The organism is Micromonospora carbonacea, from assembly GCF_014205165.1.
In the GTDB taxonomy this organism is placed as follows: Bacteria; Actinomycetota; Actinomycetes; order Mycobacteriales; family Micromonosporaceae; genus Micromonospora; species Micromonospora carbonacea.
In genome coordinates, this window is record NZ_JACHMZ010000001.1 from 7,268,204 (window position 1) to 7,288,316 (window position 20,113).

The following is a 20,113-nucleotide window of genomic DNA, read 5'->3' on the forward strand; positions in this document are numbered from 1 at the left end:
GTCAGCCCGGCAGGGCGGCCAGGTCCGCCAGCATCGTCAGCCGCTCCTCGGCGGTCAGCGCCGCGTACGGGCCGGCCGCCCGGCGGTCCGTCTCCAGCTCGATGGCCAGCCGCTCCGGGCCCGCCGGCAGCTCGCTGACGCTCAGCGCGGTGTGCCCCGCCGCCGTCCACGCCGCCGCGTGCGCGTCGGCCCGGTGGTAACGCAGCGTGCCCAGGCGGTTGAGCAGCAGCACCCCCGGCGCGGTGCCGTCCGGCTCGTACGGCGGGGCGGTCACCGCGAACGCGTCGCCCAGCACGTCGGTCTCCTCCTCGGCGCTGACCAGCGCGTGCGCCAGCAGCCGGCCGAGGGCCTCGACCAGCCGCAGCACCCGCTCGTCGTGCCCCGCCCACAGCTCCTCGGTCACCTCGGCGTGCACCTGGAACAGCTCCTCCAGGAAGGCGAGACCACGCTCGGTGGCGCTGAGGCAGCCGTCGGGGCGGCGGTGCAGCATCCCGTACGCGACCTGCTTGTCCAGCGCCCGCTGGCAGGAGGCCGGGTCCCGGTAGCGGGTGACCGCGGCGAAGCCCGCCGGGTCGACCGTCCCGCCCGGCGCGGCCAGCCGGGTGCGGAACTCGACGAGGAAGCCGGTGGCCGCCGGCCCGCCGTACCGCTGGCTCAGCTCCGCGCCGCCCCCGTCCCGCCCGGCGAGGATGCCGGCGGCGAAGACCCGGTCGACGGCCGGGGCGACCAGCCCGGCGAACCGGTGCGGCGGAAGCTCGACGTCGTCGCTCACAGACCGATCGAGCGCAGCGCCGCGAAGCCGTCCTCGGCGATCCGCCGGATCAGCCCGTCGTTGACGTCGCGGTGTTCGTCCAGCACGGCCAGGTCCCGCTCGGTCAGCCAGCGGAACTCGGTGTGCTTGCCCTCCTCCAGCCGGGGTCGGCTCAGGTCGCCGTCGACCCGGACGAGGAAGTCGCTCTCGACCCGCGGCAGGCCGTCGTTGCCGGTCCACCGGTATTCGCCGACCGGGCCGAGCAGGTGCGACACCGTCCAGCCGGTCTCCTCGGTGACCTCCCGGCGCAGCGCGTCCTCGATCTCCTCGCCCGGTTCCAGGTGGCCGCCGACGATGTCCCAGGTGTCGGGGAAGAGGACCCGCTGCGGGGACCGGCGCTGGAAGAAGAGGCGGCCGTCGTCGTCGACGATCAGCGCGCCGGCGCAGCGGAGAGGCTCGGTGGGCACGTCACGACAGTAGCGAGCCGGGGCCGGCAGGGCGATGCCCCGTCCGGCCCCGGCTCGTCACCGCTGGCGTCGGGCCCGGCTCACGGCCCGACGAAGACCGCCTTCGCCCGCCAGTCGATGCCGCTGAGGAGGCGGCTGCTGCGCAGCGTCCAGCCACCCGACGGCGCGCCGTTGACCCAGGTGGCCGACGACAGGTTGCCCAGGAGGCGGCTGACCAGGTAGATCCGGTCACCGGAGACGAAGACCCCGCCGGAGTCGGAGAAGCCGGACGTCGCGGCGGTGAACTTGTCCGCCCCGACGGTGCCGCTGTCCGGGCTGAACCAGCGCCAGTACAGGCCGTTCTGCCCGCTGAGCGTGTAGTAGAGCCGGCCGTTGGTGTAGAACATGCCGGTCACGTTGGCGATCTCCGGGTAGAAGCTCACCGTGTTGCCGGCGTACGTCTGCCCCTCCGGCCCGGAATCGGTCTCCACCGTGTCCCACAGCGCGTCGTGGTACGGGTCGACCTTCGTGGGGGTGCCGAAGGCGGTGCCGTCGAACGTGCGTCGCCACAGCGAGCCGCTCATCCCGTAGAACAGGGTGCCGCCGACCCAGAAGGCGCTCTTCGCCGACGACCAGGTGGTGCCGTCGGTGTTCTCGACGGCCGTGGCCGCGCCGATCGAGCTCGTCCCGTCGTACGACCGGCGCTGCACGTCGTTGGCCGCGCCGAAGCCCAGCCCGGCCTGGTAGACGTTGCCGGGCAGGGTGGCGGTGGCGGTGGAGTGCGGGGCGGCCCCGCCGCTGAGCGGAAGGAACGCGATCCGCCCCCGGCGGTACTGGAAGTTGCCGATGTACTCCTGGTCGGAGCCCAGCCAGAGGCCGGACGGGGTGACCAGCAGCGCCGCCACGCCGTAGCCGCGCGGGTGCCGGCCCGGGTTCCACGACAGCGGCAGGCCGTTGACCGGGTCGAGCGCGGCGATGCTGGGCCGGGCCACCGCGCCCGGGTACGCCGAGTTGGTGGCGGAGGTGTTGTTGAGCCAGCGGAAGTGGCCGCCGACGTAGATCGCCTGCTCGGTGACGCCCACGGAGAGGAACGTGTCGCCGCCGGAGTAGGCGACCCAGGTCGGCTGGACCGACGTGCCGGTGGACGACGTCTCGAAGCGGGCCGCCGAGTCGCAGAGCGTCCCCGCGTACGGCGCGCCCGTGCTGACGATGACGAAGTAGCTGCCGTCGGGGGAGAAGCTCACGTCGCGCACGTACGAGTCGAACGAGTTGTAGGAGCAGCGCGGCTCGAACCGGTTGGTGTTCCACGGCGACACGGTCGCGGTCGACGCCCCCAGGTCGAGCCGGACCACCTGGTCGTGCAGCACCCCGTCGGCCTTCTTGAAGTTGCCGATCACCACGAGCTGGGTGCCGTCGGGCGAGACGGCCAGCTTCTCGGGCCCGACGCCGGCGCTCGCGCCGCTGATCCCGTCGTAGTTGTGGTGCTCGGTGAGCGAGGTGGTGAGGTAGTCGTCGACCACGCCGGTGACGGCGTCGAGCGAGGCGAGGCCGGCGCGCGGCTTCGTGGCGGCGGTGGTGAAGATGCCGCCGACGAACAGCCGGCTGCCGACCTTGACGACGTCGTTGACCAGCCCGTTGAAGGCCAGGTTGGGGAAGTTGGTGACCAGGCTGCCGTCGGCCAAGTCGAGCAGGGCCAGCTTGCGGCGGTTGGTGCCGTTGACGCTGTTGAACTTGCCGGCGAGGTAGACGGTGCCGGCGGTCGGGCCGGCGAGGATGTCGTAGACCTCGTTGTCGACCACCGGGGCGAACGCGGTGTCGACCTGGCCGGTGGCCTTGTCGAAGGCCAGCACGTAGTTGCGGGTGAGCGTGACGTCCGAGTTGCGGTTCTGCACCTGGGTGAACGAGCCGCCGACGAGGACCTTGTCGCCGGCGTCGTGGATGGCGAAGACCGTGCCATCCAGGATGTTCGGGGTCAGGGAGGAGGGGACTGCGCCGACCATGGTGGCGTGGTCGGGGGCGGCGGGGGCCGGGCCGGCGACGAGAAGGCCGGAAACGGTCAACGCGGCGGCGGTCAGGACCGCGAGGGGTCGGCGACCAAGCGCCGGGAAACGGGCCACTGGCAACTCCGGGTGAACAGCGGAGATCGATGGGGAGGAAGCCTCCGTGCGAGCGGGTGAACCCGTTCGCTGACCGCCGGGCGCTGAGGCGGCGACCGGGGGACGGAGAGCTCGATGACACAATCGCGCACGGAAGGCGCGGCGTCTACCCCGCGTTGCGTCTTGTGGCCGACACCGCGCCGGCCGCTGCCGGGACAGCCGCGCCGGCCGTACGAAGAGACGAGTTCACTGGGTGCGCGGGCCGTGCGCCGGGGTGGGCGGCGGCGGCGCGGAGAACCACGGGTCGGCCGTCAGTTCCCGGAATGCGGCCAGCCCGTCCGGGTCGTCGTTGAAGGTGCTGTCGTACGCCGGCTTGGTCTGCTTCGCCGCGAAGTAGACGACCGCCTTGATCTGCGGGTGCCGCTTGATGTAGTCGCCGGCCTCGCGCAGCCACGCGCCGCGCTGCCCCGGCGAGCCGGGATAGGTCACGCCGAACTCGCCGATCACAACCGGACGCGGGTGCTGGGCGGCGAACGCCATGAAGGTGTCCATCTGCGGGGCGAAGCCCTCGAACCCCTTGCCCGGGTAGACGTCCGTGCAGAGCCAGTCGACCTGGTCGTCGCCCGGATAGTACGCGGCGGCGTTACGGGAGGAGTCGACGAACCCCTGCACGTGCGGGCACCAGACGAAGGCGGCGTTGGTCGCGCCGACCTCGGTGAAGATGCCCCGGATGCGCTTCCAGGCGGCCACGTAGTCCTCGGGCGAGTGGACGCTCTGTTGCAGGTTGGGCCGGTCCATCTCCCACCGCCAGCGCAGCATCAGCGGCACCCCGAACTGCTTGATCTTCTCGGCCCGCTGCCGGATGAGCTGGTCGTAGACGCCGTCGCGGATGGACCGGGTGTCGGCGCCCGACCAGGAGATCATCTGGAGCTTCCCGGCGGCCTGGAAGGCGTGCTCGGTGGGGCCGGGGAAGTCGTCCTCCCACTCGTGGAACATGTGCGCCAGGTTCACGTTGCCCTGGGTCTGCGCGGCGAACGCGGCCAGCGCCTCCACCCGCCCCTCCGGGGTCTGCCAGTCCGGCTTCACCCACGCGCCCAGCCACGCGCCCTTCCCGGGCAGCTCCGGGCCCCGGCCCGTGGTGGCCAGGTCGTCCGTCGCGCGGGGGGACACCGTCGGCGCGGCACCGGACGGGGGCGGCACGAAGTCCGGGGCTTGCTCGGAGCAGGCCGTGACGGCCAGCGCCGAGGCGAGCAGGAGCGCCGCCGCCCTGTGGAACCGCTTCATCGTGTGCCGCACCTTTCCCATGCCGTCGGCGTGCCGGCGGCGGTCGTTTCCGTGGCTGTGGGACCCGAGCCGGCCTCAGCGCCGCCGGCCCCGGCGCAGGGCCCGCAACGCGTCGAGCTGGAGCACCCGGCGCAGCCGCCACGCACCGGCGAGGTAGCCGGCGGTGCCGAGCACCGCGAGCACCGCGAGGGTCACCGGCCCGGCGTCGAGCAGCGCGCGGGCGATCAGCGCCGGCACGCCGAAGCACGCCACCGCGAGGCCGGCGGCGGCGAGCGTGCCCCGGCCGAACGGGTGCAGCCGGTACGCGTGGTGCAGCTGCGCCAGCGGCACCAGGTTGGTGATGAAGATGGACGCCGACCAGGCGACCGCCGCCCCCATGATGCCGAAGCGCGGGATGAGCAGCACGTTCAGCACCACGTTGACCAGGGTGCCGGCCAGCGCGTTGTAGAACGTCCACGACGTGCGCCCGGCCATGTTGAGCACCGTGTCGACCATGCCGCAGCCGGTGGCCACCAGCATCGTCAGGGCCAGGAACACGGTCACCCGCGCCCCGGCGGAGTATCCCTCGCCGAACAGGTGCAGCATCGGCTCGGCGAACACCGCGAACAGCAGATATGCCGGCCAGGCCAGCAGCACCAGCCAGCCCGTCGCGGCCTGGTAGAGCCGGCCCGCCGCCTCCCGGTCGTCGCGCACCAGGTGCTCGGCGAGCCGGTGCTGCACGGCCGTGGACAGCGCCTGCCCGGAGAGCTGCCCGAGGGCGAGGAACCGGGTGGCCGCCGTGTAGAGCGCCGCCTCGGACAGCCCGCGCAGCGCGCCCAGCAGCACGATGTCGAGCCGCTGCACCGCCATCTGGGCCAGCCCGCTCAGCGCCCGGGGCCCGCTGTAGCGCCAGTAGGGCCAGAACTCCTCGCGCAGCGACACCGCCGGCGCCTGCGCGCCCCGCTCCGCGCGCCGCACCAGCCGGGCCAGCCACACCGTGCCGACCAGCGCCGCCGGCAGGTAGGGCGCGACCCAGGCCAGCGGCAGGGCCGTCGTCGCCGACAGGCCGAGGACGGCGGCGAGCCCCACCCCGGCCACCTGCAACCCCGTGCGGCCGAGGCGTTCGATCAGCAGCAGCGGGCGCATCTTGCCGAAGCCCCGGCAGGCGGCCAGGGCGAAGTCGCACAGCGCGGCCACCGGCACGAAGACCAGCAGCACCCGCAGCGCGCGCACCGCGCCGGGCACCGGCTCGTCGAACGTCAACGCCACGATCCGGGGAGCCGCCCACCAGCCGGCCACCGCGATCAGGGTGCCGATCGCCAGCACCGGCAGCAGGCCCACCAGCACCGAGGCGCGCAGCCGCTCCGGCTGGCCCAACGTGCGGTAGCGGCTGATGAAGTAGACCGAGCCGACGCCGGTGCCCAGCCGCGCCGCCGCGTACGCGATCATGAAGGCGCTGGTGGCGGCGAAGAAGAGGCCCGCGTCGGACATGGACCAGCTGCGGGTGACGACGATGTTCAGGCCGAAGCCGGCGACCGCCGCGACCGCCACCCCGAGCAGGTTCGCGACCCCGTGCCGCGCCGCGCCGCCCAGCTCGCCGGCGGCCGACCGGGCCGGGGCTACCGTCGCCACGACGGCACGCGTCCCCACCAGGCGCTCAACCGCTCGTCGTACGGGGCGAAGTGCTCCTCCAGCCGGGCCCGCAGCGCCGGGTCCATGGGCGAACGGGACCGCGCGTTGTGCTTGCCGAACGAGATGTCCGCCCAGTGCGGCAGGCCGAGGAAGTCGCACACCGCGTCGAACGCCGGCCGGGGCTCGGCGAAGAAGTCGTCCGCGTCGATCACGTGCAGCCGGTCCCGGCCGAAGATCGACTCCAGGCGTTCGAGCTGCTCCACGTACTGCCCCCGGGTCAGGTACGCGTTGTGCTGGAAGTGGTGGCTGTGCGCCGTCGGGTCGGCGAGCAGCCGCTCCCGCTCCCCGGCGATCCGCTCCTGCTCCAGCTCCAGGGCCCGCTCGAAGCCCTCCGTCTCGAAGCCCCGCGCCGCCTCGTGGGTGTGCGCCGAGTAGGCCCGCTCCACCGGGTCACGCAGCAGCACCAGCAGCCGCACCCCCGGCAGGTCCTTCGCGATCCGCTGCCCCGCGAGGGGGTGGAACATGTAGTACGGGCTCGACTCGCCCGTCACCCCGCGCACCCCGACCTGCGCACGCACCGACTCGGCCCGGCGCACCGTCGGGAAGTGCCCGAGATACCAGTCCATCCCCCGGTCGTAGCCGGTGTCGAAGTAGTGCACGCCCTTGTGGTAGACCGCCGGATGCTGCGACAGGGTCTTGAACAGCGAGGTCGTGCCGCAGCGCTGGGCACCCACGATCAGGAAGTCGGGGGCGAGCCGCGACCCGGCGGTCCACCGGCCGTACGTCCGGCTCACCGACCGCACCGCGCGCCGCGCCTGTGCCTTGACCAGCGTCACTTCGCCACTCCTCCCGCACCCGGCCGTCCGGCCAGGTGTTCCTCCACCGCCGGCAGCAGCCAGGCGTCCACGTGTCCCAGCCGGGCCCCCGCCTCGGCCTGCCGGTCGCGCAGGTAGCGCGCCGCCAACTCGACCAGGTAGAGCACCGCCACCAGGTCGGCCACCCCGGCCGGCTGGCCGAACGGAGCCAGGTCGTCCGGCGCGGCGGCGATCAGCCGCGCCGCCGCCGACCGGGGCTCCACCCCGGCCCGGGTGATCGCCGTCTGCACCCGCCGGTGCAGGGCGTCGAACCCCAGCGGCACGTCGTCGGCGAACCGCTCCCAGTCCCACACCAGCACCCGGCCGTCGGCCAGGGCCGCGCTGTTGCCGCCGTTCCAGTCGCCGTGCCAGGCACCCAGGCCCAGCACCGGGTCGACGCGGCGCACCCCGGCCAGCACCGCGCGCAGCCGGGCCGCCTCCGGCCGGTCCCCGAGCGCCGCCAGCTCGGCTTCGAGCCGCCGGTCGTGGGCGCTGCCCGCGTAGGGGCGGTGGTCCACCCCGGCGCAGCGGCTCACCGTGACCATGGCGGCCCGCTCCGCCTCGGCGGCCGCCCCGGGCGCGGCCCGGGGCAGCCCCACCGGCAGGGCGCTCTGCACCAGCAGCGCGTGAGCGCCCCAGACGCCGTGGTGCAGCGCCTCGGCCACCTGCACACCGGGCAGGTCGAGCGTCGCCAGCCGGGCCAGCGCCGCCGCCTCCGCCTCGACCAGGGCCCGGGTGAGCGGGTCGACGCCGAGCTTCGCGTACCCGATCGGGACACCGGCGGCGTCGAGGAGCTGGACCACCGGCTTGCGGTTGGCCCGCGCCGGCCCGATGTGGATGCTCAGCAGCGCCGGGCGGCCCAGCACGGCGGCCAGGTGCGCGTCGAGCGCTCCGCCGCCCGCGCCGCCTCCCGGCTCGACGACCAGCCGGTCCCGGAACGCCAGCCGGCCGAGCCCGGTGCGGAACGCGGTGGCCAGCACCGCGCGGCGCAGCCGGGCCTTCGCGCTCTGTGCCTCCGTCGAGTGCCGCACCGCGCCGGCCGCCGCCCGGCGGGAGCCGGCCGGCACCAGCAGCCGGGGCCGCGCCGCCGACGGCACCACCGCGAAACCGGCCCGGCCGCCGCGGCGCAGCGCCGGTCGGGCCGGCGCCGGCCACACCAGGCCGGCCAGCTCCGGCAGGTACGCGCCGCGCGCGTCCGCGCCGGGGGGAGGAGTGAGCATCAGTGGAACCGCCGTTCGGGCCGGGCACCCGGCGCGGCCGGCGCGGACGCGGCCTCGACGGCGGCGAGCCGGGCCTCGCGGCGCGCCTCGCGCAGGTGCAGGTCGTTGCGGGCGAGCAGCGCCACGCTGATCAGCCCGTACGCCAGGGTGGTGTTCAGCGAGCCGTAGAGGAACTGGAAGAACAGCATCAGGATCAGCACCAGGCTGCCGGCGATGCCGATCGGGGTGTTGTCGTGCCGGAACCGCCACAGGCACCACAGGAAGAACGCGCTGTAGCAGAACGCGCCCACCCAGCCCTGGCCGGTCAGCAGGTTCCACACCTGCCCGTTGCTGCCCAGCTCCCGGTTGCCGCACTGCTTGCACTCGGCCGACTTGCCGATCGCGATCGACCGGTTGCTGCCGATCAGGGCGCGGTTGCCCCCGTAGCCGAGCACCGGGGAATGGTTGGCCGCCTCGACCGCGCCGCTGGACAGGGTGGCCCGGATGTCGTCGCTGTGGCCGTTGGCCATCCGTTCGTTGAGCAGGTCGCCCAGCGGCGACGCCAGCACCGCCACGCCCATCAGCCCGCTCGCCAGCGCCAGCCCGACCAGCACCACGACCCGGCCGCGCAGCGCCAGCCGCACCGCGACGTACACCGCGCCGACCACCAGACCGATCCACAGCCCCCGGTTGAGCGAGTAGACGATCGGGAAGACGGCGGCGACCACGACCAGGTAGCCGGTGAGCCGGCGCGGCCCCCGGCCGAGGACCACCCAGCCGACGATGAACCAGATCAGCAGGATCGCCATGTTCTCGCCCCAGGTGTTGGTGTATTCGAAGGGGGCGGCCGGGCGGGGCGAACTGGCTTCCCCGGCGAGCACCTCCTGCACCTGGGCGACCTCGACGTGCATCAGCCGGTTGACGAACGGTTCCTTGGCGATGGCGGCGGGCAGGATGTAGTTGAGCGGCGCGACGAACTTGAGCTGCGGGAACAGTGCGCCGACGTACCCGCCGATCACGGTGACCACGGCCATGAAGCCGAACAGCTTGACCAGCCGGCCCCGGGGCAGCTCCCGCTCGCTGAGGTTGAGGACGTAGAGCATCGTCACCGTCAGGGCGGTGTAGTTCATCACCCGGATGCCCCAGCCGATGTACCGGCCGGAGCCGCTCGGGGGGAGCGTGTTGGGCGCGGTGATGCCGAGCATCAGCCCCGAGAGGACCACCCAGGCCAGCAGGATCAGCCAGATCCCGAAGCCCGGCGGCACCTTCACGTTGCCGCGCCGGTAGAGCTGGAACGCCATCGGGATGGCGAGGATGGCGAAGATGAACGACGGCAGGCCCAGCGCCCACCACGCCGGGTAGAGCACGAAGAGCGCGGTCACCGGCCAGGCGACGGGCAGCCGCAGGGACCAGCGCCGGGTCGGCGCCTCCGGCGGGTGCTGCGCGGGGTGCTGCGACGGGCCGGCCGGATGCCGTCCCGCCGACGCCGGCTGCGGTCCCGGTGCCGGCCGGAGCGGGGCGGCCATGGTCATGTCACGCTGACCTTGGCGGTCTTCGGGGCGTAGATCACCCAGGCCGGGCCGGGCTGCGGCCGGACCTGGAAGCCGCCCTCGTCGGTGACGTTGCAGACCAGCTTCTGCCCCGGCTTGCTCCACTGCGCCTTGGCGCTGGACGGGCCCGAGACCACGAGCGCCGCGCCGGAGCCGTAGACGTTCGCCCCCGGCAGCGAGCGGGGGCTGGGCTTGCGCACGGTGAGCGTGCGGTATTCCATCGTGAGCACCACCACCGAGGCGACGCTCACGGTGACCTTGCCGATCCTGCCGCGCCACGACGCGCTGGCCGCGTCGTACGTCCAGGTCTGGGTGGGGTGACCGGGGGCGGCGACGGTCAGCTTGCCGGCCGGGTTGACGCCCTGGCTGGCCAGTGGCGCGCCCGGGGTGGCGTGGTCGAGGACGGGGGTGGGCGCGACGCCGCCCTTCGGGGCCGCCGCCCGCAGCGCGGCGGTCGACGCCTGCCCCGACGGGAACGCCCCCTCGCGCTGCGCCGGGGTGACGCCCTTCAGCTCGGCGACGGCGAACTGGTTGAGGAAGCCGGTCGGCCCGCCCGCGTAGCCGACGAAGGGACGCAGCACGCCGACGGTGCGGATGTCCACGGGCCGGATCTCCGCGACCGGGCCCACCTTCCCGGCGTCCCGGGACTGGTAGACCGCCGTCAGGTGCAGGCTCTCCGACTCGGCGAACTCCTGGTAGACCACGTCGGCCTCGGCCAGCCCGACGGGGCTCGTGCCGGGCGTCACCCGCACCGGCACCACGACCGCCTGGCGGGCCGCCACCTCCTCGGCGACCGGCTTGCCGGACAGCGGCGCGGTCGGCAGGCTCGGGGTCGGGGTGGGCCGGGGGGCCGGCGAGCCCGGGTCGACCACGTTGGTGGCCCCGGGCGGCTGTTCCTCGGCGCAGCCCGCGCCGAACGTGGCGACCAGCGCCACCGCGAGCGTGCTGCCCAGGGCGCGCCGGCGGTTCACTCCCTGTCCTCGACCGGGTCGAGGGCCATCGAGTAGCGGCCCGGGTCGACACCGTCGGAGTCCCGCGACGAGCGGTAGACGGTGGACTTGCCCGGGGGCTTCGGCTGCGTCGTCGGCCGCGACGGCGGAAGCGGGGTCTGCGGGACGGGCGGCGGGGTCTGCGTCGCCGGGGCGGGCGTCGGCCGGACGGACCCCTGCGGCCCGGTCGGCGGAGGGACGTCCCGGCCGCCGGCCGAGGGGCGGGTGTCCCGGTTGCTGGTGGCCGGGCGGGGGAGGATCATCGTGGACTCGATGTTGGGCGGACCGGCCTGCGACGGCACCGCCGGGTTGGACCGGGGACGGGGCGACGGCGGACCGTCGCGCCGCGCCGCCGGTGCCGCGGGCGGGGCCGGGACGCGCTCGGCCAGCCGGGGGGCCAGCACCGCGCCGAGCACCGGGGCGTCGACCTGCTCGAACTGGTGGATCGCGGCGGTGATCTCGCTGCTGCGGGTCTGCCCGCCCTCGATCACCAGGATCACGCCGTCGACGTGCCGGGCCAGCGCCTGCGCCTCCACCGCCGCCGTCGGCTGGGCCGTCTCGATCAGCACGTGGTCGAAGCGGGCGGCCAGCTCGCCGAGGACCTCCAGCATCATGGCGACGGGCAGCTCCACCTCGGTGTCGAGCGCGCCGGGGAAGAGCACCCGGAGCTGGCCGAGGCCGGGGGCCGGGGTCAGCGCGGTCAGCGCCGACACGTCGTGGCGCAGCACGTCGGCGAGGGTGTGCCGGGGCTTGGTCCCGCCCAGCATCATGGGCAGCGGGGAGTCCCGCTTGGTCGTCACCACCGCGACCTGCGCGCCGGTGCGCGCGTACGCCGCGGCGAGGTTGCCGACCACGAAGCCGGCCGCCGGGCCGGGCGAGGTGTCGGTGAGCAGCAGCTGGCGGCCCCGGCCGGGCTGCGGCTCGGGCATGGTCGACAGCAGCACGTTTCGCAGCCGGCCCAGCTCGCGGGAGACCTCGTGGCCCGCCGGCAGGATCGTCAGCCCGGCCTGGCCGGTGGGCAGCTCCAGCAGCATCGGCACGCCGAGCCGGTCGGCGACGTCCCGACCGCGCCGGACGCGGGTGTCGAGCCGGTCCAGCACCAGGGCGACCACGATGCCGAAGAGCAGCCCCGCGCCGAGGCCGCTGGCCAGGTTGAGGGTCGTGTTCGGGGAGCTGGGCTTCCGGGGCAGCGGCGCGTCGGAGATGATCTCGCCGGGGTCGAGGGCGGTGCTCAGTAGCGGGCTCAGCCGGCTGTTGAGGCTGGCGAGCTGATTGGTCAGCACGTTGCGGTCGGCCTCGGCGCGGGCGCGCTCCACCGAGTTCGGCGGCGCGGCGGCGATCTTGCCGGCGACGGCGGCGAGCTGCTTGTTGGTCTCGGTGATCTGCTGCTTGAGCGCGGTGGTCTCGTTCTCCAGGGTCCGGGTGGCCGTGGCCAGCCGCAGGTCCAGGTACGCCTGGGCGAAGGAGTGCGAGCCGGCCTGCGCCGCCTCGGGGCTGGCCGCCTCGAACGCGATCTGGAGCACCTGGCTGTTCGGCGGCACCGTCACCGACAGCGACCGGACCAGGTCCTCGGCGGGGATGTCGGTCTTCAGCAGGGCCTGGGCCCGCTCGGCGACCACCAGGGAGCGGACGACCTGCGCCTCGGTGTCGAGGTTGACCTTGGCGCCGGGGTTGGCGTCCGGGCCGACCTGGCGGACCAGCAGCGACGTGGTCGACACGTAGGTGCGGGTCTGCACCTGGCTGACCAACATGCCGGCGCCCGCGCCGAGCAGCGCGGCCACCACGAGGATCCACCACCGGCGGCGTAGCCACTCGAGGTAGGTCATCAGCGTGGGGCCGTCTGAGTCGCGCAGATCGGCGTGGTGAGACGAGGGCATCGGGGTGTGTCGCTCCCTTTGGACCGGACCGGCCAGTCGTCCGTGACGGGCGGCGTCACGGCGGAAACCTGAGTCTCCCTGATCCGGGCGGTCAGGGGAAGCCGACGAAGCGTCGCTTTCCAGCACCGGCGTCGCAGGGGAGGATAGGCGGGTGCGGTTTTGCTACCACATCCAGAGCCACCGGTCGCCCGAGCAGCTGAACCGGCTGGTGCACGCGGTGAAGAAGTACAGTCCCGACAGCATTGTGCACGTCAGCCACGACGTGAACGGTGCCCCGCCGGACCTCGCCGAGCTGCGTTCGATGACCGACGTCGTCGTGCAGATGCACGAGGGTGGATACGGTGACTTCAGTCATGTCGACCGCTACATGGCCGCGGTCGACTGGCTGAACGACGAGGGGGTGCAGGTCGACTGGCTGGTGAACATCACCGGTCAGGACTACCCGCTGCGGCCCCTCGGCGAGTGCGAGGCGGAGCTGGTCGACTCGGGCGCCGACGGGTTCATGGAGTACTGGGACGCCAACGGGCCGGAGAGCCACTGGCCGCGCAGCCGCGTCCGCTCCCGCTACCACTTCCAGCACCGCCGGCTGCTGCCGCTCAGTCCCCGGGGCAAGAAGCTGCTCCGCCCGCTCCAGGCGGTCAACCGGGTGCAGCCGCTGGTGCGGGTGCACGTGTCCTACGGGCTGGCCGTCGGCCGCCGGGCCCGCACCCCGTTCGGCCCCGACCTGCGGCTGCACGGCGGGTCCGCGTTCTCCTCGCTGAGCTGGCCCGTGGTGGCCTACCTGCGGGACTACTTCGACCGGCGACCGGACGTGGTGGACTATTTCCGACACTGTCTCTCCCCGGTCGAGGCGGTCTTCCAGACGATCGTGTGCAGCGCCGACCGGTTCGACCTGGTGCCGGACTGCAAGCGCTACTTCGACTTCCGCGACAGCACCTTCAACCACCCCAAGTCGCTCACCGCCGAGGACCTCCCCCTCGCGCTGGCCAGCGGGGCGCACTTCGCCCGCAAGTTCGACTACGAGCGGGCCCCCGAGCTGCTCGACACCCTCGACGCCCAGCTGGCGAGGTCGTAAGGAAGGGCACCCTGTTAACGCTTTCAGTATAGGAAGGGCCCCCTCCTAACACCGTCAGCCGACGCGCGGGGCCGGCCGAGCCGGGCCGGCAGCCCGCGTAGCCCTCAGCGGTAGCCGTAGCGGCGGCGCAGCGGCCAGGTCATCGCCCCGACCAGGCGGCGGGGCCCCGGGGCGTACTCGCGACGCCACTTCTCGTCCAGCGCCAGCGTGATCGGGCCGCTGCGCATCCGGATCCGGCCGCCGGCCACCGCGTGCGAGCCGGCCTGCTCGAACTCGTTGTCGCGGAGGAACTCCAGCGGGTCGACGACACCTGTCACGTCGGCGGTCAGCGCCGCGATCCGGCCCAGCTCCCCGCGTGGGTCGCGGACCAGGTCCTCGTACCGGACGGTGACCCGCGGCACGCCCCGGCGGCCCAGCGCGGCGACCATCGCGTTGACGGTGACCCAGCGCCGGGCGGTCAGCCGGGCCGACCGCTGGTTCATCCGGCCCTTGGCCGAGGTGCCCTCGGGCAGCTCGACCACCTGGCTCCACGAGTACGCCACCCCGCGCGGGTCCCGCAGCACGTGCACCAGCCGCAGGTCGATCTGCGGGGCGCGGGCCAGGATGTACGCCAGCGAGGGGCGCTTGGTCGAGTCGACCACCACCCGGGCCCCGGACACCTCGGCCACCGCCCGGTAGAGCGGGGTCAGCAGCTCGACGTAGCGGTCCAGGTCCCGCCGGAAGGCCGTGGACATCCCCGGGTTCACGATCAGCGGAATCTTGGAAGTGGCGTCGACCCGGCTCTGTAGCGCCCGCACGTCGGCCACGTCGATCTGCGACCACCCGCCGTACGCCCGGCGGCCCACCTCGCCCCAGAACGGGCACGCGTCGAAGTGCTCGCCGCAGGCGCACCGGAAGTTGCGCTCGACGCCGGACTGCCAGAGGTAGAACAGCTCGCCGACGTCGCAGTGCCCGACGAACTGGCCGAGCATCAGATCGAGCAGCGTGGAGCCGCTGCGCGGCATGCCGCAGACGTAGAGGACGGTGACCGGGTCGGGGGCCACCCCGTCGCCGGCACCCTGCGCTGCCTCGGCCGTCTCGTCGGTCATCCGCGATCCCCTCGCCCCCCGGTGCTGTCAGCGGCAGTCTAGGTGCGCAACGGGGGAGCCCGGCATTGGCGGAAGGTCCTGCTGGCAACCATCCGACAGGCCGGATGATGGTGAACGCCACTTATGTTTCAGTTCCGGAGGCCGCTACATTGTGGCGGCGTCGCGCCGTCCGGTCGACCGCCCCCGGTGGGCGCGTCCCGGGGCGCGGTGGGCCCTCGGGAGGCGGGTGGACGTGGAGTCTGGTGAAGTCATGCTCGTCGGTTCCAGCGGCGGGCACCTCGCCCAACTGGTGGCGCTCGCACCGTGGTACCGCGACCGGGCCCGCTCCTGGGTGACCTTCGACACTCCGGACGCCCGTTCGCTGCTCGACGGCGAGGACGTCGTCTGGGCGCACCACCCGACCACCCGCAACCTGAAGAACCTGGCCCGCAACCTGTGGCTGGCCGTGCGGGTGTTCCGGGGGCGGGACGTCGCCGCGGTGGTCACCACCGGCGCCGGCGTCGCCCTGCCGTTCGTGATCGTGGCCCGGCTGCGCGGCATCCCCACGGTCTACATCGAGGTGTACGACCGGATCGACACCCCGACCCTGTCGGCCCGGCTGTGCCGGCCGTTCCTCTCGGCGATGCTCGTGCAGTGGGAGGAGCAGCGCCGGCTCTACCCGAAGGCGACCGTGGTGGGAAACCTGCTGTGAGCCTGCCGATCCCGCGCCAGCGCGGCAACTCCCCGGCCCCCCGCACGATCCTCGCCATGGTCGGCACGGACGTGCACCGCTTCGACCGGCTGGTCGACTGGCTGGAACGCTGGCACGCCGGCCGCGACGCCGCCGCGCCGGAGGTCCGCCTCGTCGTGCAGCACGGCCGCAGCCGCGCGCCCCGGCTGCCGGGCGGGGCGCCGTTCCTGGCCCACGACGAGCTCCAGCGGGCGATGACCGAGGCGGACCTGGTGGTCTGCCACGGCGGCCCCGCCACCATCACCGAGGCCCGCCGGCACGGGCACCTGCCGATCGTGGTGCCCCGGGACCCGACCCGCGACGAGCACGTCGACAACCACCAGCAGCTCTTCGCCCGCCGGCTCGGCGCGGCGGGCATGGTCAGGCTCGTCGAGGCCGAGGCCGACCTGGTCGAGGCGCTCGACAAGGGCGTGGCGGACCCGTTGACGTACGCCCTCGCGGCCGACCCGGACCGGCCCGACCCCCGGGTCGCCGCCGCCACCGAGGTCGGCCGGATCGTCGAGGACCTGGTCCGCGCCAGCCGGACGCCGGGGCGGCGCAGGTGGTGGCGGTGACCGCCCGCGTGCTCTTCGTCGGCGGGCTGGGGCGCAGCGGCTCCACCCTGCTGGAGCTGATCCTCGCCCAGCACCCCGACGTCTGCGCCGTCGGCGAGGTGGTGCACCTGTGGGAGCGGGCGCTCGGCGGCGACGAGCGGTGCGGCTGCGGCGAGCGGTTCACCGCCTGCGACTTCTGGCAGCGCGTCGGCGAGCACGCGTTCGGCGGCTGGTCCGCCGTCGACCGCGCCGAGGTGCTGGCGCTCAAGGACGCCGTGGACCGCACCCGGCACATCCCCCGGCTGGCCCGCGCCGAGCTGCCCGCCGCGCAGCTCGACGAGGTGCGCCGGTACGCCGACCTCTACACCCGCATCTACGCCGCCGCGATGGCGGTGACCGGCGCGCTGCTGGTGGTGGACTCCAGCAAGCACGCGTCCACGGCGTTCGCGCTGCGCTGGGCCGACGACCTCGACCTGCGGGTGCTGCACCTGGTGCGGGACAGCCGGGCGGTGGCCTACTCGTGGGCGAAGCAGGTGCGCCGGCCCGAGGTGGTGGACGCCGAGGCGTACATGCCGACCTTCTCGCCGTTCACGGTGAGCAAGCTGTGGACGGCGCAGAACGCGGCGTTCCACCTGCTGGCCACCCGCGCGCCGGTGGTCCGGCTGCGCTACGAGGACTTCACCGCCGACCCGCGCGGCACGGTCGCCCGGCTGCGCCGCTTCGCCGGCCTGCCCGACGACCCCGAGGCGCTGCGGGTGCTCGACCCGTCGCCCGTGCCCCTGCGCCGGGCGCACAGCATCGCCGGGAACCCGCTGCGGTTCAACGCCGGCCCGCTGCGGGTCCGGCAGGACGACGCCTGGCGCACGGCCCTGCCGTCGCGCAGCCGGGTGGTGGTGAGCGCCGCGACGCTGCCCCTGCGTCTGCGGTACGGATACGTCGGCCTCGGCCGCCCGGGTTCCACGGAGGCACCATGACCGAGTCGGTGAACGACGCAGACGCGACGGCCGAGCCGGGCGCGCCGTACCCGTCGGTGACCGCCGTGGTCCCCACCCGGGACCGCCCCGAGCTGCTGCGCAAGGCCCTCGATGCGATCCTCGGCCAGGACTACCCGGGTCGGGTCGACGCGGTGGTCGTCTACGACCAGTCCGAGCCGGACCGGTCGCTGGCCGACGACCCCCGGATCACCGTGCTGGTCAACCAGCGCACCCCCGGCCTGGCCGGCAACCGCAACACCGGCATCCTGGCCGCCACCGGCGACCTGGTGGCGTTCTGCGACGACGACGACGAGTGGCTGCCCGGCAAGCTCGCCGCCCAGGTGGCGGCGCTCACCGCCGCCGGCGACGGCGCGTTCGTGAGCTGCGGCATCCGCGTCGACTACGACGGCCGCCAGGTCGACCGGGTGCTGCCCGTCGACCGGGTGCCGCTGGCCGCCCTGCTGCGCGACCGGCACACCGAGCTGCACCCGTCGACGTTCCTGATCCGCCGGGACGCGCTGCTCGACGGCATCGGGCTCGTCGACGAGGAGATCCCGGGCAGCTACGCGGAGGACTACGAGTTCCTGCTCCGGGCCGCCCGGCACGCCCCGCTGGTCAACCTGGCGCAGCCGTACGTGACGGTGCGCTGGCACAAGCAGTCCTACTTCGCCCAGCGCTGGGAGACCATCTCCGTGGCGTTGCAGTGGCTGCTCGGCCGCTATCCGGAGTTCGCCACCGTGCCGGCCGGCGAGGCCCGGGTCAGTGGGCAGATCGCGTTCGCCCAGGCGGCGCTGGGCAACCGGGGCGAGGCCGTGCGCTGGGCCCGGCGCACGCTGTCGCGCAACCCCCGGGAGCCGCGCGCCTACCTGGCCCTGGCCGTGGCCAGCCGGGCCGTGGACCCCGACCGCGTCCTGCGTACGCTGCACAAGCGCGGCCGGGGCATCTGAGCCTCGTCAGGAGGCGGCGCACCAGGCCCGCCACGCCTCCCGGCTCGGCGCGTCGAGGAGCCGGAAGTCGCCGCCGGACACCTCGTAGTCGTAGTAGGCCACCCACAGCGGGCGCTGCCCGTCGAGATAGCGGCTCATCGACCGGATCCACGCGGCCCGGCCGGTGCCGCTGCTGTCGCCGGCGATGCGGACGCTGCCGGTCTCGGCGAGCCCCCACGGCTTGCCCAGCGCCTTCGACTTGTTGATCATCGGGGTGAAGACCTGCGCCGGGTCGGTGTACCGGTCGTACTTCCCGCCGCTGTTGTAGCAGTCCCAGCCGAGCACGTCGATCGCCTCGCCGCCCGGCCAGTAGTCGTCGAAGCTGCGCCGGGAGTTCGGGTTGAGCGTCCAGCACATCAGGATGAGCGTGGACCGCAGCCGGGCGTTGCCGGCCCGGTCGGCGAGGCCGGCGAGGCGCTTCCACGCGGACCGGTACTGGGCGGCCGTGTACGAGCCGCGCTCGATGTCGTCCTCCGGCTCGTGGAAGTAGGACCAGTAGACGTCGAGGTCCCGGGGCACGGAGCGGAACCAGGAGGCCAGCCGCGAGTCGTGCTTGCCGGCGGCCACCTCACCGGGCGGGGCCTTGAACGAGACGACCACCGTCCGGTCGGCGACGTCGGCGCGGCTGCCCGACCAGGACGGCGGCAGCCCCGGGTAGAAGACCCGGACCATGCGCAGCGGGCCGTAGCTGCGGTCGGACCGGGCGAGCCCGGCGGCGAAGCTCTCCCCGTTCTGGAGGTAGATGCTCGCCCCCGGCAGCGTGTTCCGGCCGCCCGGGAAGCCGCCCGAGGTGGCCCCGCCGCTGACGCTCGGGCTCGGCGAGCCCGATCTGGGGCCCGCGCCGAAGCCCTCGTTGCCGCCCGGCGTGGGGCGGCTGCCGGGGGCGGCCGGGCCGAGACCGGCCTTGCCGCCGGTGGCGTCGGTGCCCGGCGGGGCCTGCCGGCCGGGCAGGTCCCCGTTGGTGGCGAGGGCGACCGTGGTGCCCAGCGCGAGCGCCCCGGCGGTCAGCGGCAGCAGCCACCAGCGGCCGAGCAGCAGCCGTCGCCGGGGACGGGGCGGGTCGGGCTCGGGCGGGGCGGGCGCGAGAGCGGGCGCGGCGGTGGGGCCGGGACTCATGACCCTCCTCGGATCGGCGGTGCCGGAAGCGGGCGTCGTCAACGGTAGCGGTCGATGGCCGCGAGCAGGGACCCCGCGTGCTCCGGCCGGCACACCAGCAGGTCCGGAAGGCGCGGGTCGTCCCGGTTGTAGCGCAGTGGCGAGCCGTCGATCCGGGACGCGTGCATGCCCGCGCCGAGGGCCACGGCGACCGGGGCCGCCGAGTCCCACTCGTACTGGCCGCCGGCGTGCACGTACGCGTCGACCTCGCCGGTGACCACCGCGCAGACCTTCACCCCGGCGGAGCCCATCGGCACCGCGCGGGCGCCGATGCCCTCGACGAGCTCGCTGACGAACGCGGGCGGACGGCTGCGGCTCACCGCGATCCGCAGTGGCCCGTCGACGGCCGGCGCGGCCGGGACCCGGTTGCCGAGCACCAGCGGGGTGCCGTCGGGGCCGGTCCGGGCCGGCATGCCGACCGCTCCCGCGACCAGCGCGCCGTCCGGTCCGGCCGACCGCTGCCACAGCGCCACGTGCACCGCCCAGTCGTCGCGGCCGGACTCGGAGAACTCGCGGGTGCCGTCCAGCGGGTCGATGATCCACACCCGGTCGGCGGTGAGCCGGGTCGGCCGGTCCCCGGCGGACGGGTCGTCGACCCAGGCGCGCCGGCTGTCGGCCTGCTCCTCGGAGAGCACCGCGTCGGCCGGACGCCACCGGGCCAGGGCCGTCGACATCAGGTCGTGGGAGACCTTGTCGCCGGCGTCCTTGAGCGCCTTCGGGTCGGCGAAGCCCTGCTCGGCGCGGAGCGCGGTCAGCGCCACCCCGGCCTCGCCGGCCAGCCACTCGGCGAACGCCTGGTCGTCGAGCCGACCCGTACCGTCCTCGGTCACGTGAACCTCACCACTCCTCCGGTGCCGCTGCCGGACCGTCCTGCGCCGCCCGGCGGACGCCATCCTTCGGCGGTCGCCCGGGCGC

At 74.2% G+C, this 20,113-nt stretch carries 18 protein-coding genes; 5 read left to right on the forward strand and 13 right to left on the reverse strand.

The genetic code is table 11. The annotated features are described in order from the left end of the window. Nucleotide 1: 1 nt before the first annotated feature. The 10 genes from HDA31_RS30650 to HDA31_RS30695 all read right to left on the reverse strand — a co-directional run bounded on the left by HDA31_RS30650 (nucleotide 2) and on the right by HDA31_RS30695 (nucleotide 12,606). On the reverse strand, nucleotides 2-772 hold the full coding sequence (locus HDA31_RS30650) for a winged helix DNA-binding protein (protein WP_178066877.1): 771 nt from the start codon (nucleotides 770-772) through the stop codon (nucleotides 2-4). Further along, a complete protein-coding gene (locus HDA31_RS30655) occupies nucleotides 769-1,218 on the reverse strand; it encodes an NUDIX hydrolase (protein ID WP_178066876.1) in 450 nt (149 codons plus the stop codon). The genes HDA31_RS30650 and HDA31_RS30655 overlap by 4 nt, the downstream gene beginning before the upstream one ends. A gap of 80 nt (nucleotides 1,219-1,298) precedes the next feature. Further along, nucleotides 1,299-3,257: a hypothetical protein gene (locus HDA31_RS30660; protein ID WP_246384225.1), complete on the reverse strand. Its 1,959-nt coding sequence runs from the start codon at nucleotides 3,255-3,257 to the stop codon at nucleotides 1,299-1,301. 282 nt (nucleotides 3,258-3,539) lie between these two features. After that, nucleotides 3,540-4,577, reverse strand: a complete 1,038-nt coding sequence (locus tag HDA31_RS30665) for a glycoside hydrolase family 26 protein (RefSeq protein WP_246384223.1) — start codon at nucleotides 4,575-4,577, stop codon at nucleotides 3,540-3,542. A gap of 75 nt (nucleotides 4,578-4,652) precedes the next feature. Beyond that, complete coding sequence (locus HDA31_RS30670) at nucleotides 4,653-6,188, reverse strand: lipopolysaccharide biosynthesis protein (RefSeq protein WP_246384221.1); 1,536 nt, start codon at nucleotides 6,186-6,188, stop codon at nucleotides 4,653-4,655. Next, the gene (locus tag HDA31_RS30675) at nucleotides 6,176-7,024 is read right to left on the reverse strand and encodes a sulfotransferase family protein (RefSeq protein WP_178066873.1); all 849 of its coding nucleotides are present in this window, start codon (nucleotides 7,022-7,024) and stop codon (nucleotides 6,176-6,178) included. The genes HDA31_RS30670 and HDA31_RS30675 overlap by 13 nt, the downstream gene beginning before the upstream one ends. Continuing rightward, nucleotides 7,021-8,262 (reverse strand): amino acid adenylation domain-containing protein, encoded by a 1,242-nt coding sequence (locus HDA31_RS30680; RefSeq protein WP_246384217.1) that lies wholly within the window; start codon nucleotides 8,260-8,262, stop codon nucleotides 7,021-7,023. The genes HDA31_RS30675 and HDA31_RS30680 overlap by 4 nt, the downstream gene beginning before the upstream one ends. Further along, on the reverse strand, nucleotides 8,262-9,773 hold the full coding sequence (locus HDA31_RS30685) for an O-antigen ligase family protein (protein ID WP_178066872.1): 1,512 nt from the start codon (nucleotides 9,771-9,773) through the stop codon (nucleotides 8,262-8,264). Before HDA31_RS30685 ends, HDA31_RS30680 begins: the two co-directional genes overlap by 1 nt. Further along, nucleotides 9,770-10,762 (reverse strand): DUF3048 domain-containing protein, encoded by a 993-nt coding sequence (locus HDA31_RS30690; RefSeq protein WP_178066871.1) that lies wholly within the window; start codon nucleotides 10,760-10,762, stop codon nucleotides 9,770-9,772. The genes HDA31_RS30685 and HDA31_RS30690 overlap by 4 nt, the downstream gene beginning before the upstream one ends. Next, entirely contained in the window at nucleotides 10,759-12,606 is a 1,848-nt protein-coding gene (locus HDA31_RS30695; RefSeq protein ID WP_246384215.1) for a lipopolysaccharide biosynthesis protein, read from the reverse strand. The genes HDA31_RS30690 and HDA31_RS30695 overlap by 4 nt, the downstream gene beginning before the upstream one ends. Nucleotides 12,607-12,808: 202 nt before the next feature. On the opposite strand from HDA31_RS30695, the gene HDA31_RS30700 reads away from it, so the two are divergent. Beyond that, entirely contained in the window at nucleotides 12,809-13,732 is a 924-nt protein-coding gene (locus HDA31_RS30700; RefSeq protein WP_178066869.1) for a core-2/I-branching beta-1,6-N-acetylglucosaminyltransferase family protein, read from the forward strand. A 104-nt stretch (nucleotides 13,733-13,836) separates the two neighbouring features. On the opposite strand, the gene HDA31_RS30705 is transcribed toward HDA31_RS30700, so the two are convergent. Beyond that, a complete protein-coding gene (locus tag HDA31_RS30705) occupies nucleotides 13,837-14,820 on the reverse strand; it encodes a sulfotransferase family protein (protein WP_083303046.1) in 984 nt (327 codons plus the stop codon). Nucleotides 14,821-15,070: 250 nt separating this feature from the next. On the opposite strand from HDA31_RS30705, the gene HDA31_RS30710 reads away from it, so the two are divergent. Genes HDA31_RS30710 through HDA31_RS30725 form a run of 4 tightly spaced genes read left to right on the forward strand, consistent with a single transcriptional unit; the run spans nucleotide 15,071 to nucleotide 18,004 of the window. Beyond that, nucleotides 15,071-15,511 carry a glycosyltransferase family 28 protein gene (locus HDA31_RS30710; RefSeq protein ID WP_074479025.1) on the forward strand — a complete coding sequence of 147 codons (441 nt, stop codon included), beginning with the start codon at nucleotides 15,071-15,073 and terminating at the stop codon, nucleotides 15,509-15,511. Between the two features lie 56 nt (nucleotides 15,512-15,567). Beyond that, complete coding sequence (locus tag HDA31_RS30715; RefSeq protein WP_083303059.1) at nucleotides 15,568-16,104, forward strand: glycosyltransferase; 537 nt, start codon at nucleotides 15,568-15,570, stop codon at nucleotides 16,102-16,104. Then, nucleotides 16,092-17,057, forward strand: a complete 966-nt coding sequence (locus HDA31_RS30720) for a sulfotransferase family protein (RefSeq protein WP_178066868.1) — start codon at nucleotides 16,092-16,094, stop codon at nucleotides 17,055-17,057. The genes HDA31_RS30715 and HDA31_RS30720 overlap by 13 nt, the downstream gene beginning before the upstream one ends. Continuing rightward, nucleotides 17,054-18,004 (forward strand): glycosyltransferase family 2 protein, encoded by a 951-nt coding sequence (locus HDA31_RS30725; RefSeq protein ID WP_178066867.1) that lies wholly within the window; start codon nucleotides 17,054-17,056, stop codon nucleotides 18,002-18,004. Before HDA31_RS30720 ends, HDA31_RS30725 begins: the two co-directional genes overlap by 4 nt. A 6-nt stretch (nucleotides 18,005-18,010) precedes the next feature. On the opposite strand, the gene HDA31_RS30730 is transcribed toward HDA31_RS30725, so the two are convergent. Then, nucleotides 18,011-19,159 carry a glycoside hydrolase family 26 protein gene (locus HDA31_RS30730; protein ID WP_178066866.1) on the reverse strand — a complete coding sequence of 383 codons (1,149 nt, stop codon included), beginning with the start codon at nucleotides 19,157-19,159 and terminating at the stop codon, nucleotides 18,011-18,013. Nucleotides 19,160-19,197: 38 nt separating this feature from the next. Next, nucleotides 19,198-20,028 carry a 3'(2'),5'-bisphosphate nucleotidase CysQ gene (locus HDA31_RS30735; protein WP_074479030.1) on the reverse strand — a complete coding sequence of 277 codons (831 nt, stop codon included), beginning with the start codon at nucleotides 20,026-20,028 and terminating at the stop codon, nucleotides 19,198-19,200. Nucleotides 20,029-20,113: the final 85 nt, after the last annotated feature.